The sequence below is a fragment of the Pseudomonas sp. 28 E 9 genome (assembly GCF_900004785.1).
In the GTDB taxonomy this organism is placed as follows: Bacteria; Pseudomonadota; Gammaproteobacteria; order Pseudomonadales; family Pseudomonadaceae; genus Aquipseudomonas; species Aquipseudomonas orientalis_A.
Genome location: NZ_CVTK01000057.1, coordinates 403342 through 416578, shown reverse-complemented (window position 1 = coordinate 416578; position 13237 = coordinate 403342). Strand labels below are relative to the sequence as shown.

The following is a 13237-nucleotide window of genomic DNA, read 5'->3' as shown; positions in this document are numbered from 1 at the left end:
ATCATGAACGCCATCCTCCTCACACTGGATGCTCCGGCATGGCCACCCCCTCCCTGACAGCCTCACCCTCCGCCCCCAAACCGCGCCTGGACACCAAGCCCGGCCTGGTCACGGTGATCATGTTTTTCGCCGTGCTCGCCATGGGCCTGCTGTTCACCGCTTACAGCCTGATGCATGACATGCACGAAATGGGCGCCCAGCTCACCACCTGGACGCCGTTCCTGTTGCTCGGCGTGGCGCTGTTGATCGCGTTGGGCTTTGAGTTCGTCAATGGCTTTCACGACACCGCCAATGCGGTGGCCACGGTGATCTACACCAACTCGCTGCCGCCGCATTTCGCGGTGGTGTGGTCGGGTTTTTTCAATTTTCTCGGCGTGCTGCTGTCCAGCGGCGCGGTGGCGTTCGGCATCATTGCCCTGCTGCCGGTGGAGTTGATTCTGCAGGTGGGCTCTTCGGCCGGCTTCGCCATGATCTTCGCCCTGCTGATCGCCGCGATCCTGTGGAACCTCGGCACCTGGTGGCTGGGTTTGCCGGCGTCGTCGTCCCACACGCTGATCGGCTCGATCATTGGTGTCGGCGTGGCGAATGCGTTGATGCATGGCCGCGATGGCACCAGTGGCGTGGATTGGAGCCAGGCGGCCAAGATCGGTTATGCCTTGCTGTTGTCGCCGCTGATCGGCTTCGCGTTTGCCGCCTTGCTGTTGCTGGCGCTGCGCGCCTTCGTGAAGAACCGCGCGCTGTACAAAGCGCCCAAGGGCGACACCCCGCCGCCGTGGTGGATTCGCGGCATGCTGATCGTCACGTGCACCGGTGTGTCGTTCGCCCACGGCTCCAACGATGGGCAAAAAGGCATGGGCCTGATCATGCTGATTCTGGTGGGCACGTTGCCGATGGCCTACGCGCTGAACCGCACCATGCCGGCCGATCAGTCACTGCAGTTTGCAGCGGTGGCGGAAGTCACCCAGGCCGCATTGGTGAAATCCGCACCGCAGCCGGCTCCCGGCGATTCACGAGCAACCTTATCCACCTACGTGCGCACCAAAGAAGCCACCCCGGAACTGGTGCCCGCCCTTGCCGCCATCACCGGGCACATCGGCGCCGAAGTCAAAGGCTATGGCTCCCTTGCCGCGGTACCGGCTGAAGCGGTGGGCAACGTGCGTAACGACATGTACCTGACCAGCGAAACCATTCGCCTGATGGACAAGGGCAAGGTCGGCAATTTCGACGCCGACACCCAGGGCAAGCTGCAATTGTTCAAGCAACAGATCGACAGCGCCACGCGCTTTATCCCGCTGTGGGTCAAGATCGCGGTGGCCATCGCCTTGGGGCTTGGCACCATGGTCGGCTGGAAGCGCATCGTGGTGACGGTGGGCGAGAAGATCGGCAAGACCCACCTGACGTACGCCCAGGGCGCCTCGGCCGAGACCGTGGCGATGCTGACCATTGGCGCGGCGGACATGTTCGGTTTGCCGGTATCGACCACCCATGTGTTGTCATCGGGCGTGGCCGGGACCATGGTGGCCAACGGCGGCGGCCTGCAGATGCGCACCATCCGCAACTTGTTGATGGCCTGGGTATTGACGTTGCCGGCGGCGATTGTGTTGTCGGGCAGCCTTTACTGGCTGTTCACCCAACTGTTCTGACCCACCCTCAATCGAATGTAGGAGCGAGCTTGCTCGCGAGAAACGTCAACGATAATGCGTTCATTCTGAATGAGCGCGGTGCCTGTAAGTTTTTCGCGAGCAAGAGCTAGGCGCCCCCCTCGCTCCTACAAAAAGCGTTATTAGGGCGAGCCCTCCTCCCACGTTGCCGGCGCGCAGTTAAAGGTGGGCTTGCAGGGTGGCCGCCAACCACTCCATGAACACCCGCACGCGCAACGGCAAATGCCGCTGGCCGGCGTAGAGCAATGACACGTCCAGAGGCGGCGCCGGGTAATCGGCCAGCACCTCGACCAATTCGCCACTGGCCAGCAAGTCGCGAATGCCCAGCCGCGGCACTTGGATAATGCCAAAGCCGCCCAGGCACGCCGCCTGGTACGCATCGGTGCTGTTGACGGTCACCCGCCCGGCCATTGGCAGCCGCAGCACCTTGTTGCCTTGCAGGTACTCGAACCCCGCCGAGCGTGCGCCCAGCGGCCGTACGTAATGCACCAACTGATGCTGTTCCAGGTCAGCCAGGGTGCGCGGCATGCCGTAGCGCTGCACGTACCCTGCGCTCACACAGTTGACCATCGGCATGCTGCACACCCGCCGCGCCACCACGCTCTGGTCGGGCTGGGCACCCACGCGCACAACACAGTCGAAGCCTTCGGCAATCAGGTCCACCTGGCGGTCCGAGCTGCCGATTTGCATCTCGATCAGGGGGTGGCGCTCCATGAACGGGGGCAAGTTGGGCACGATCAGCGTGCGCGCTATCACGTTGGGCATGTCCACCCGTATGCGCCCGGCCAACTGGGTTTCGTCCTGTCGAAACAGCCCCTCGAGTTCCTCCATGTGCGCCAGCAAATCCTTGCTGCGCTCATACAACACCTGGCCGTCCTGGGTGGCCTGCACCTTGCGCGTGGTGCGTTGCAACAGGCGTGCACCGAGCAGTTCTTCCAGGGCGCGCACCTGTTCGGACACGGTGGAGCGCGGCAAGCCAAGGCTTTCACCGGCCTGGGTAAAGCTCGACAGCTCGGTCACGCGTACAAACGTGCGCAGCAGCTCAAGTTTATTCATGGGATTGTTCGCCCTGTCCGACCAGTGATTCCGGTACGGCACTGTTTATCACGTTATGGGCGGACAAATACACTCAGTCCCACCATCACCCAAGAGGACTGCACCATGACCCCACGTAAAATCGCACTGATCACCGGCGCCAGCCGCGGCCTGGGCAAAAGCGCTGCACTGCACCTTGCCGCCCAGGGTGTCGATATCCTCGGCACTTACCACAGCAGGGCCGATGAGGCGCAGGCGTTAGTGACGCAAATCGAACAACTGGGCGGCCGCGCGGCGATGTTGCAACTGGATGTGAGCCAGAGCGCGACGTTTGCAGGCTTTGCCGATCACGTGACTGACGCGCTCAAGAACGTGTTCGCACAGGATCAGTTTGATTTTCTGGTCAACAACGCCGGTATCGGTATTCATGCAAGCTTTGCCGAAACCACCGAAGCCCAGTTCGACCAACTGGTCGCTATCCAATTCAAGGGGCCATTTTTTCTGACCCAGAAGCTGTTGCCGTTGATTCGCGACGGTGGGCGAATTCTCAATGTGTCCAGCGGCCTGGCGCGCTTCAGCCTGCCGGGCTACGCGGCCTACGCGGCGATGAAAGGCGCGATGGAAGTGCTGACCCGCTACCAGGCCAAGGAGCTCGGCGCGCGTGGCATCAGCGTGAATATCCTTGCCCCTGGCGCGATTGAAACCGACTTCGGCGGCGGAGCGGTACGCGATAACGCCAACCTCAATGCCATGGTCGCCAACAACACCGCCCTGGGCCGCGCCGGTTTGCCCGACGATATTGGCGGGGCCGTGGCGCTGCTGCTGGCCGATGGCGGCCAATGGATCACCGGCCAGCGGATCGAGGCCTCGGGCGGCATGTTTCTGTAAGCGGCTGGCGACTACAGGGCGATTGGCGTTTTGCGGGTGACTCGTTCCCGAATCACGTCATACGCCCAGTGGTAGACATAGGTGTACGGCAGGAAGAACAGCAGCACGCCAATGTCGAGGATGAACGCCTCCAACAGGCTGGTCTTCATCAATGCGGCAATCAACGGCACCGCCAGCAGGATCAACCCGCCTTCGAACAGCAGCGCGTGCAGCACTCGCGTGCGGCCCCCGCTGGACAGGTGCAGGCGCACTTTAAGGCGGTCGAACAGGCTGTTGAAAATGATGTTCCAGCTCAGCGCCAGCACGCTGATGCCCAAGGTCACCGCGCCCATTTCCAGGGCCGGTCGGCCGGTCACCCAGACCAGCAAAGGCGTGCAGATCAATAAGGCCAAACCTTCAAACCCCAAGGCCTGGAAAACACGTTCAGTAATCGACTTGGTAGGGTGCATGGCCCGGCTCCGTGAGTGACGATGGTTGTCATGATCACGCCCCTGGCCGATACTTCATAACCAATAACCATCGATCAAGGCGATAGTCATGGCCTCCCATGAAGTGCTCCAGGCGTTTGTCCAGGCCGCCACCCAGGGTTCGTTTTCCGCCGCCGCACGCAAGCTGGGCAAGAGCCAGTCCACCATCAGCGCGGCAGTGGCCAGCCTGGAAATCGATCTGGATGTGGTGTTGTTCGATCGCAGCAGCCGCAAGCCGACGCTGACCCCGGCCGGCCAGGTGTTGTTGCAGCGTGCCGAACAGGTGCTGGAGGCCAGCAGCCGGCTGGAACTGGCGGCCAGTCAATTGGCCCGGGGGCTGGAGCCGAAGCTGAGTATCGCCATGTCCGATACCTACCAGTCCGACCGTTTCGAAGTCGCTCTCAGCGCCTTTGAACAACGCTACCCGGACCTTGAGTTGGAATGCCTGATCGCCGAATGCGAGGACCTGATCGCCCTGGTGCAAAGTGGCCGGGCGCACATCGCGTTTATCGAGCAGCAGCAGGTTTACCCCCCGGACCTCAGTTGCTCGGCGGTCGAGGAACGCACCGAGATCGCCTTGTTCGTCTCGCCCAGACACCCGCTGGCGAGCCAGGCCCGTCTTGATCCGCACACCCTGCAAGAACATCGGGAGCTGCGCCTGGCCAGCATCATCAACCCTGACGAAAACCGTGGCGCTCAACGCGTGTGGTCGGCACCGAGCTACCTGATGCTGATGGAGATGGCGCAACTGGGCTTTGGTTGGGCGCCCATACCGCGCTGGTTGGTGGAGCGCTTCGGCGGCGACCAGTTGGTCGAGCTCAAGGTGCGCGGTTGGCCGCGTTCGGTGGCGGTGGATGCGCTGTGGTCGCGGCAACAACCGCCAGGGCCGGCGGGGAGTTGGTTGTTGGCAAAGATGCTCGAGTGACGTAGGCAAGGGGCACAGGCGCTATAACCGGATGAGGTAGAATTCCCGCCCCTTGGTAGGATTTTTGGATATGCCGCCCATGCAAACCCGCCTCGTCCCCTACGAAACGCTGAACGTTCTACAAAAACAGCAACTGGACGGCCTGACGGTGCACCCCGAGCAACTGGCGTACTCCGGTGATATCTATTGCGCGCTGAACAGCCTGCTGGTCAATCCCAACCCCGACAGCGTCAAAGGCTTCGCCCTGCTCGCGGGCGACGTGCCCGTGGCGTTCCTGCTGCTCAAACGCCCACCGTGCCTGCCCCATTGGGCAGATGAACACAGCGCCACCTTGCATGCATTGCAGGTGGATCGGCATCAGCAAGGCCGCGGCTACGGCAAAATCTGTCTGCAGATGCTGCCCGCAGCGGCGCTACAGGCATGGCCACAGATCAAGGCGCTGGAATTGTCGGTGGATGCGGACAATGTGGCGGCGATGGGGTTGTATCTGGGGGCTGGTTGGGTGGACAGCGGTGAGGCATACAGAGGAAGGATTGGGCATGAGCGCAGGTTGAGACGGGCGTTTGATCAGGACACCGTTGACATCGTCGAAATGTAACGTATACATAACCTAAAATCAGAAAAGTAATCTATATAAGACATGGACCCTACCGTAATCACCCAACGTCTCGGCGTGCACCTGCGCACCATGCGCTCCAATCGCGGCTATAAACAGGCGGATCTGGCGAAGTTGGCCGGGGTTACTCGGCAAAAACTGATCGAAATAGAAAAAGGCAGCCTCTCGGTCTCGATGAATGCCTATGCTCGGGTGGTAGCCGCCTTGGGCAGCGAATTCAAGCTGGTACCCGTGACCTTGCCGACTCTGGAGGAACTGGAGGACGTGTTCAATGAATAGCCCCACGCTACGCGTTCATACGCCCCAAGGAGACAGCGGCAGCGTGCGGATTGGTGCTGAAGACTATTTGTTTCGCTACAGCGATGAGGCAAAGGCCGCCAGCGCAATTAGCCTGACGATGCCCGTACGCGCGGACGAATACCGGCGCCGGGACTTGCATCCCATCTTTCAGATGAATTTGCCGGAAGGTTATGTGCTTGAACAATTGCGCAATCGCCTCGCCAAAACGGTCAGGGTAGACCCTATGCTATTGCTGGCGCTATCGGGCAGCAGCGCGCCAATTGGTAGGGTTTTTGTGTCTTCTGAACAAGTGAACAATCTGATCCATCGCAACAGCCCTCACACAAGCGGAGAAAACCTCGACGAAATTCTTGCCTGGGACGGCACGGAGGATCTGTTCGTCGAACTGGTAGATCGCTATATCCTGCGAGCGGGTATTTCCGGTGTGCAACCCAAAGTACTGGTGCCGGAGAAACCACAAACCCCCGAACAGAAATTCACCTCGAAAACCGACGACCTGATCATTAAAAGCGGGCGGGACGAGTTTCCCGGGCTGGCCATCAATGAATACCTGTGCATGTCCATTGCCAGGGATGCGGGCCTGCCCGTACCGCCGTTTTATCTGTCGCGCAACCATAAGCTGTTCATCATGCGGCGCTTTGATCGGGACGCACAGCTCAACCCTCTGGGCTTCGAAGACATGACCGCACTGATGGGACTGTCCGCCGAGCAAAAGTACACCAAGAGTTACGCCGCCATCGCCAAGGCTGTACGCGTGTTCTGCGCCCCGGCCTATCAACGCAGTTCGCTGGACCAATTATTCGACAGCGTGGCGTTGAGTTGCATCGTGGGTAATGGCGATGCCCATTTGAAGAATTTCGGCGTGCTCTATAGCGATCCACTTAAATCAGATACGCGGCTGGCACCGACTTACGACATCGTCAACACCACCGCTTACCTGCGCGAGGACTCACTGGCCCTGGACCTGAGCGGAAATAAATCGTTATTCGCCTCGCGCCTGGGCATTCTCGAATTTGCCAGGACCTGCGAAGTCGAACATCCCGAAAGGCGTATTCAGGCGCTGCTCCAGACCCTTGAAGTGGTGCTCAAGCGCGAAGACGACTACTGCAGGTTGGCGCCTGAGGTGGCGGGCGCCATACGCCAATCCGCTCAGGGGTTTCAAACTAGCTTCGGGGGCTGAATCGCCCCCGGACTTGGCGCTCAGACTTTCTGCCCGACCGGCAACCAGATCTCCACCGTCCCGGTGCCCTTCCTTGCATCAAAATCCGCACTGTATCGTTCGAAATCCGCCCCCATCACCTTGTAGCCCGAGTGCGGCAGCCACTCGAACATGATGCGCTCGTAGGTTTGCTCAAGCGCCTGCACCGCCCCGTGATGAGGGAACACGGCATAGTTCAGTGGTGGAATTTCAATGCACTGGAAATTGCTCGGTACATCGCTTTTGCTGGGGACTTCAACACCGGCCATGTAGTCGAATTCGCCCTGCTTGGGATTATGGCAAACACCATAGGTCACGCCGCCGACGCGCTTGTTGATGTCCTTGATACAGCTGTTGAACAATTCCCATAGCTGCACAATATCGCCCACGGTGGCTTTCGAATAACGCCCCTGGACGCCTGCGATCACCAGGGCCTTGCCGGCTTCCATGCGTGGTTCCAACGGTTGTCTTGTCTGCTGATCCATACGAACAGTCTCCTTCTTATGAGGGAACAAACCCGTAGCGAGTATAGGGGCATATCCGCGCCGAGCTCCATGCAGAAATTTTTCCCGGGCATATGGACAACTTGCCATCATCGACCGTATTGTCTGCCCCGCAGGCCACCGCAGTGGCCGACGTCGCTCGGACGGTTCCGGGCGCTTACGTACCTCGAGGCAACAATGGCAGACCAAGGTTCGCCGCGCCGCTTTGCGCGCATAGATCGACTCCCTCCCTACGTGTTCAATATCACTGCCGAGCTGAAGATGGCTGCGCGTCGGCGCGGCGAAGACATCATCGACTTGAGCATGGGTAACCCCGACGGCGCCACACCACCGCACATCGTCGAGAAGATGGTCACCGTCGCCCAGCGCGAGGACACCCACGGCTACTCCACCTCCAAAGGCATTCCGCGCCTGCGCCGGGCGATTTCGCGCTGGTACAAGGACCGTTATGAAGTGGATATCGACCCCGAAACCGAGGCCATCGTCACCATCGGTTCCAAGGAAGGCCTGGCGCATCTGATGCTGGCCACCCTCGACCAGGGCGACACCGTACTGGTGCCCAACCCGAGCTACCCGATTCACATCTACGGTGCCGTGATTGCCGGCGCCCAGGTGCGCTCGGTGCCGCTGGTGCCCGGCGTGGACTTCTTCGCCGAGCTGGAGCGGGCGATTCGCGGTTCGATCCCCAAGCCGAAGATGATGATCCTGGGCTTTCCGTCCAACCCCACCGCGCAGTGCGTGGAGCTGGACTTCTTTGAGCGCGTGATCGCCCTGGCCAAGCAGTACGATGTGCTGGTGGTGCACGACCTGGCCTACGCCGACATCGTCTACGACGGCTGGAAAGCCCCGTCGATCATGCAAGTGCCGGGCGCCAAGGACATTGCGGTAGAGTTTTTCACCCTGTCCAAGAGCTACAACATGGCGGGCTGGCGCATCGGCTTCATGGTGGGCAACCCGGAACTGGTCAACGCCCTCGCGCGGATCAAGAGTTACCACGACTACGGCACCTTCACCCCGCTGCAGGTGGCCGCGATTGCGGCGCTGGAAGGCGATCAACAGTGCGTGAAAGACATCGCCGAGCAGTATCGCCAGCGCCGTAATGTGTTGGTCAAGGGCCTGCATGAGCTGGGCTGGATGGTGGAGAATCCCAAAGCGTCGATGTATGTCTGGGCCAAGATTCCCGAGCAGTATGCCGCCCTGGGCTCGCTGGAGTTTGCCAAGAAACTGCTGCTGGAAGCCAAGGTGTGTGTGTCGCCGGGGATCGGGTTTGGCGAGTATGGCGATGATCACGTGCGCTTTGCCCTGATCGAAAACCAGGACCGGATTCGCCAGGCGGTGCGGGGTATTCGCGGGATGTTCAGGGCCGATGGAATAGCACCGAAAGCCAGCATCTGACGCGATCAAAATGTGGGAGGGGGCTTGCCCCCGATGGCAGTGCTTCAGTCTCCAGATACAGTGACTGACACTCCGCCATCGGGGGCAAGCCCCCTCCCACATTTGACTGGGTGGCCACATGGAATGCTGCGGTGCGGCCTACACCACCAACGACAGTGGTGGAGAATCCCAAAGCGTCGGTGTGTGGCTGGGCCAGGATTCGCCAGGCAGTGCGGGGGATTCGCGGGATGTTCAGAGGCGATGGGTTTAGTCCAGAAAGCCTGAGCCGATCTACCTGAAGAAATGTGGTCAACATGTGGGAGGGGGCTTGCCCCCGATGGCAGTGGCTCAGTCACCAGATACAGTGACTGACACTCCGCTATCGGGGGCAAGCCCCCTCCCACATTTGACTGGGTGACCACATGGAATGCTGCGGTGCGGCCTACACCACCAACGACAGCAACATGATGAAGATCAGCGCCACCACCGACAGAATGGTTTCCATCGCCGTCCAGGTCTTGAAGGTCTCGGCCACGGTCATGTTGAAGTACTGCTTGACCAGCCAGAACCCCGCATCGTTGACGTGAGACAGGATCAACGATCCCGCCCCCGTCGCCAGCACCAGCAGTTCACGGTTAACCCCTGGAATCATGCCCACCACCGGCACCACGATGCCCGCGCCGGTAATCGTCGCCACGGTGGCCGAACCGGTTGCCACGCGAATCACCGCCGCCACCAGCCACGCCAGCAGAATCGGGTTGATCTGGGCGTTTACTGCCATGTGGCCGATGACGTCACCCACGCCGCTGGTCACCAGCATCTGCTTGAAGCCACCACCGGCACCGATGATCAGGATGATTGCGGCGGTCGGCGCAAGGCTGGCGTCGAGCAGTTTGAGGATCTGCTTGGAATGGATACCCTGGCGATGGCCGAAGGTGTACAGCGACAGCAGCAATGCCAGCAACAGCGCGGTGATCGGGTGACCGATCATGTCCATCCAGTTGCGCACCACGTTGCCTTCGGCAAAGGCGATGTCGGCGAAGGTTTTGAGCAGCATCAGGAACACCGGCAGCAGCACGGTGACCAGGGTGATGGCGAAGCTGGGCAGCGCCTTGTTATCGGTCTCGCGGGCCAATTGGTCGACCAGTTCCTGGGACGGGTTGCCCGGGATGTACTTGGCGATGAACGTACCGAAGATCGGGCCGGCAATGATGGCGGTCGGCAAAGCGACGATCAGGCCGTACAGAATGGTCTTGCCGATGTCCGCGCCAAACACGCCGATGGCCAGCAGCGGGCCCGGGTGCGGGGGTACCAGGCCGTGTACGGCCGACAGGCCGGCCAGCAACGGGATGCCGATCTTGATCAGCGACACACCGGTACGCCGCGCCACGATGAACACCAGGGGGATCAGCAGCACAAAGCCGATCTCGAAGAACAGCGGGATGCCCACCAGGAAGGCGGCGAACATCATGGCCCACTGGACCTTTTCCTTACCGAAGGCGCGGATCAGGGTCTGGGCGATCTGATCGGCACCGCCGGACTCGGCCATCATCTTGCCGAGCATGGTCCCCAGCGCAAGGATGATGCCGACAAAACCGAGTACGCCGCCGAAGCCGTCCTGGAACGCCTTGATGATCTTCTCCACAGGCATGCCCGAGGTCAGGCCGAGGAAGCCGGCCGCGATGATCAGTGCGATGAACGGGTGCACCTTGAACTTGGTGATCAGAACGATCAGGCCAATGATAGTGACGACTGCATCCAGCAGCAGATACGACTCGTGGGACATGCCAAACATGGGGATCTCTCCTGTTTGTTGTTGTTATTAAAGCGGGTGTTGAACTTCCTGCCGGGGATAGCGCTATCTTTCCGGCAAAAAATTAATGGGTAGGTTTAAAACCGTGCTCGCGCCACCAGGCATTGGTCTGCTCGGCCAATGCCTCGACGCTGTCTTCGCTGGCATTGAGGGCCAGGGTCAGCGGCTCGCCCTTGGGCGACTCGAGGGTGGCGAACTGGCTGTCGATCAGGCTTGCCGGCATGAAATGGCCGGGGCGATGGGACACGCGGTCGGCGGCCACTTCACGGGTCAGCTCCAGGAATACAAAGCCAAGGCCGGGCGCGGCTTCGCGCAGGTGGTCGCGGTATTTCCTTTTCAGCGCCGAACAGGTGAGCACCGGATGTTCACCGGCCTTGAGCGAGCGGCGCAATTCATCGCAGAGGATGTCGAGCCAGCCGGCGCGGTCGTCGTCGTTGAGGGGGTGGCCGGCGCTCATCTTTTCGATGTTCGCGGCGGGGTGAAAGCTGTCGCCTTCGATGGCGGTGGCACCGTTCAGGCGGCACAAGGCCTCGCTGACGCTGGACTTGCCACAGCCGGAAACACCCATGATGACCAGGGCGGTAACAGGTTGACTCATGAAACACCTCAGGACGCAGATAGCGCTACCTTTGCACAGCCCAAGGCTAGTGCAAAAACAGGCTTTTCCCGCGCCGTCTTGTCTTTTTTTATGGAGTGACGCGTGCATCCGCTCCAATCATTCGAACGGGATCAGGCAACCCAACGTTCAAGCATTTGCAGCCGTTTGGAGACAGCGCTACCTTAGTGCCTCGATTTTTGTTTGGCAAGCCGCCTGATGACCTCCAAGAACGATAAAAATACCCGCACCACCGGTCGCCCCACCTTGAATGAAGTTGCCCGTCTGGCCGGCGTCAGCCCGATCACCGCCTCCCGCGCCCTGCGTGGCATCAGCACGGTCGCCACCGAACTGGTGGAGAAAGTGCAGCAGGCCGCCGCCGAACTCAGCTACGTGGTCAACCCCGCCGCCCGCGCCCTGGCGTCGGCCCAGAGCCATTCGGTGGTGGTCCTGGTGCCGTCATTGTCCAACCTGCTGTTTATCGAAACCCTCGAAGCCATCCACCAGGTGCTGCGGCCCAAGGGCTTTGAAGTGCTGATCGGCAACTCCCACTACTGCCGCGACGAAGAAGAAAACCTGCTGCGCAACTACATGGCCTACCAGCCTCGCGGCTTGCTGCTGACCGGGTTCGACCGCACCGAAAGCGCGCGACGGATGGTCGAGGCCAGCAATGTGCCGTGCGTATACATGATGGATTTGGACCCTAATGCCGGGGTGAACTGCGTGGGCTTTTCACAGTTGGCCGCAGGCGAAACAGCTGCGGCGCATTTGCTGTCCCGTGGGCGCAAGCGCCTGGCCTACATCGGCGCGCAGTTGGACCAGCGCACCTTGCTGCGCGGTGAAGGCTTCCGCCGGGCCTTGCAGCAAGCGGGCCTGTACGACCCGGCGCTGGAGCTTTTGACACCTCGCCCCTCCTCCGTGGGCCTCGGCGGCGAACTGTTCCTGCAATTGCTGGCGGCGCATCCGGACGTGGATGCGATTTTCTTCGGCAACGACGACCTGGCCCAGGGCGCCTTGTTGGAAGCCATGCGCCACGGCATCAAAGTGCCAGAGCGTGTGGCCGTGCTGGGCTTCAACGACCTGCCGGCCTCGTCGTTCATGGTGCCGCGCCTGAGCAGCATCAGCACGCCGCGCGAAGCCATTGGCCGGCGTGCGGCGGAGCACTTGCTGACCATCATGGCGGGCAACCGGATCGCCAAGCCGGTGGTGGATATGGGGTTCGAATTGCAGGTGCGGGAGAGTACGTAGGACGGCTGTAGGAAGCGGCTGACATTAAGGCAAGCGCCTTGCTCCGTTACCTACGCTTACGTCAGAATCGGCCGGCTTGTGTGCCTGGGTGGCGGTCTTTAAGGTTTGCCGGTCGCTGAATTTCTCGGTGATCGGGTTTAGTAGCCTGAGTTTGGTCACTCCAAGTGCATAAGTCTGCCCGCGTTAATGGCGGCTGTGCGTAGGGCACTTTCGAGTGCGCCGGCTTTGAGTGTCCACCGGTCTACTAACCTGCGTACAGCTGCCACCCTCGTTTAGTAGCGATACGGCGGCAGCCCATTCCAGGATGCTCTAATGATCAAAAAAATCGATACGCCGCCAACCACCCTCTTCACCCTCGTCCCCGATGTTTCCACCGAAACCCTGCTGATCAACAGCTACGAAACCGTATGCTCCGTCAGTACCTTGCTGCTCGACCTGTCCGATGACCTCACCGGCAAGCACCGCGATATAGCACTCGCCATTCATCAACTGAGCGAGCTGAGCGTCCTGCTGGTGGGCAAAGCCATGGACCAGCACACACCACGCGCTTAAGTCCCGCATTTTTTAATCGTGCCCACTTTGGAGTTCCTGACCAAGGGCAGCTTCCCGTACCT

General features: G+C 60.7%; 14 protein-coding genes. 9 read left to right on the top strand and 5 right to left on the bottom strand.

Annotated features, from left to right (window positions below):
• Positions 1-38 precede the first annotated feature (38 nt).
• Positions 39-1643: an inorganic phosphate transporter gene (locus BFQ00_RS26670; protein WP_065895012.1), complete on the top strand. Its 1605-nt coding sequence runs from the start codon at positions 39-41 to the stop codon at positions 1641-1643.
• Positions 1644-1820: 177 nt separating this feature from the next.
• On the opposite strand, the gene BFQ00_RS26665 is transcribed toward BFQ00_RS26670, so the two are convergent.
• Positions 1821-2717, bottom strand: a complete 897-nt coding sequence (locus tag BFQ00_RS26665; protein WP_065935218.1) for a LysR family transcriptional regulator — start codon at positions 2715-2717, stop codon at positions 1821-1823.
• 105 nt (positions 2718-2822) lie between these two features.
• Between BFQ00_RS26665 and BFQ00_RS26660 the strand changes: the two genes are divergently transcribed.
• Positions 2823-3584 (top strand): SDR family NAD(P)-dependent oxidoreductase, encoded by a 762-nt coding sequence (locus BFQ00_RS26660; protein WP_065935217.1) that lies wholly within the window; start codon positions 2823-2825, stop codon positions 3582-3584.
• 11 nt (positions 3585-3595) lie between these two features.
• Here the strand turns inward: BFQ00_RS26660 and BFQ00_RS26655 are convergent, their stop codons facing one another.
• Positions 3596-4033 (bottom strand): multidrug/biocide efflux PACE transporter, encoded by a 438-nt coding sequence (locus tag BFQ00_RS26655; RefSeq protein WP_065935216.1) that lies wholly within the window; start codon positions 4031-4033, stop codon positions 3596-3598.
• A gap of 88 nt (positions 4034-4121) precedes the next feature.
• On the opposite strand from BFQ00_RS26655, the gene BFQ00_RS26650 reads away from it, so the two are divergent.
• From BFQ00_RS26650 to BFQ00_RS26635, 4 genes are all read left to right on the top strand, one after another.
• On the top strand, positions 4122-4976 hold the full coding sequence (locus BFQ00_RS26650; RefSeq protein ID WP_065935215.1) for a LysR family transcriptional regulator: 855 nt from the start codon (positions 4122-4124) through the stop codon (positions 4974-4976).
• 79 nt (positions 4977-5055) lie between these two features.
• Positions 5056-5574: a GNAT family N-acetyltransferase gene (locus BFQ00_RS26645; RefSeq protein ID WP_065887773.1), complete on the top strand. Its 519-nt coding sequence runs from the start codon at positions 5056-5058 to the stop codon at positions 5572-5574.
• A gap of 42 nt (positions 5575-5616) precedes the next feature.
• Positions 5617-5871 carry a helix-turn-helix domain-containing protein gene (locus tag BFQ00_RS26640; RefSeq protein WP_065887735.1) on the top strand — a complete coding sequence of 85 codons (255 nt, stop codon included), beginning with the start codon at positions 5617-5619 and terminating at the stop codon, positions 5869-5871.
• Positions 5864-7072 (top strand): type II toxin-antitoxin system HipA family toxin, encoded by a 1209-nt coding sequence (locus BFQ00_RS26635; RefSeq protein WP_065935214.1) that lies wholly within the window; start codon positions 5864-5866, stop codon positions 7070-7072. The genes BFQ00_RS26640 and BFQ00_RS26635 overlap by 8 nt, the downstream gene beginning before the upstream one ends.
• Positions 7073-7092: 20 nt before the next feature.
• Here BFQ00_RS26635 and BFQ00_RS26630 read toward each other — a convergent pair whose 3' ends face one another.
• Complete coding sequence (locus BFQ00_RS26630) at positions 7093-7575, bottom strand: GyrI-like domain-containing protein (RefSeq protein ID WP_065935213.1); 483 nt, start codon at positions 7573-7575, stop codon at positions 7093-7095.
• Positions 7576-7770: 195 nt separating this feature from the next.
• Here BFQ00_RS26630 and alaC point away from each other — a divergent pair, with 195 nt between their 5' ends.
• Positions 7771-8988 (top strand): alanine transaminase, encoded by a 1218-nt coding sequence (gene alaC / locus BFQ00_RS26625; protein ID WP_065935212.1) that lies wholly within the window; start codon positions 7771-7773, stop codon positions 8986-8988.
• Positions 8989-9409: 421 nt separating this feature from the next.
• On the opposite strand, the gene BFQ00_RS26620 is transcribed toward alaC, so the two are convergent.
• Positions 9410-10762: a GntP family permease gene (locus BFQ00_RS26620; RefSeq protein ID WP_065887726.1), complete on the bottom strand. Its 1353-nt coding sequence runs from the start codon at positions 10760-10762 to the stop codon at positions 9410-9412.
• 82 nt (positions 10763-10844) lie between these two features.
• The gene (locus BFQ00_RS26615) at positions 10845-11378 is read right to left on the bottom strand and encodes a gluconokinase (protein WP_065935211.1); all 534 of its coding nucleotides are present in this window, start codon (positions 11376-11378) and stop codon (positions 10845-10847) included.
• A 213-nt stretch (positions 11379-11591) separates the two neighbouring features.
• Between BFQ00_RS26615 and BFQ00_RS26610 the strand changes: the two genes are divergently transcribed.
• Both BFQ00_RS26610 and BFQ00_RS26605 read left to right on the top strand, forming a co-directional pair.
• On the top strand, positions 11592-12623 hold the full coding sequence (locus BFQ00_RS26610; protein ID WP_165386131.1) for a LacI family DNA-binding transcriptional regulator: 1032 nt from the start codon (positions 11592-11594) through the stop codon (positions 12621-12623).
• A 312-nt stretch (positions 12624-12935) separates the two neighbouring features.
• Positions 12936-13175 (top strand): DUF6124 family protein, encoded by a 240-nt coding sequence (locus BFQ00_RS26605; protein WP_065935210.1) that lies wholly within the window; start codon positions 12936-12938, stop codon positions 13173-13175.
• Positions 13176-13237 lie beyond the last annotated feature (62 nt).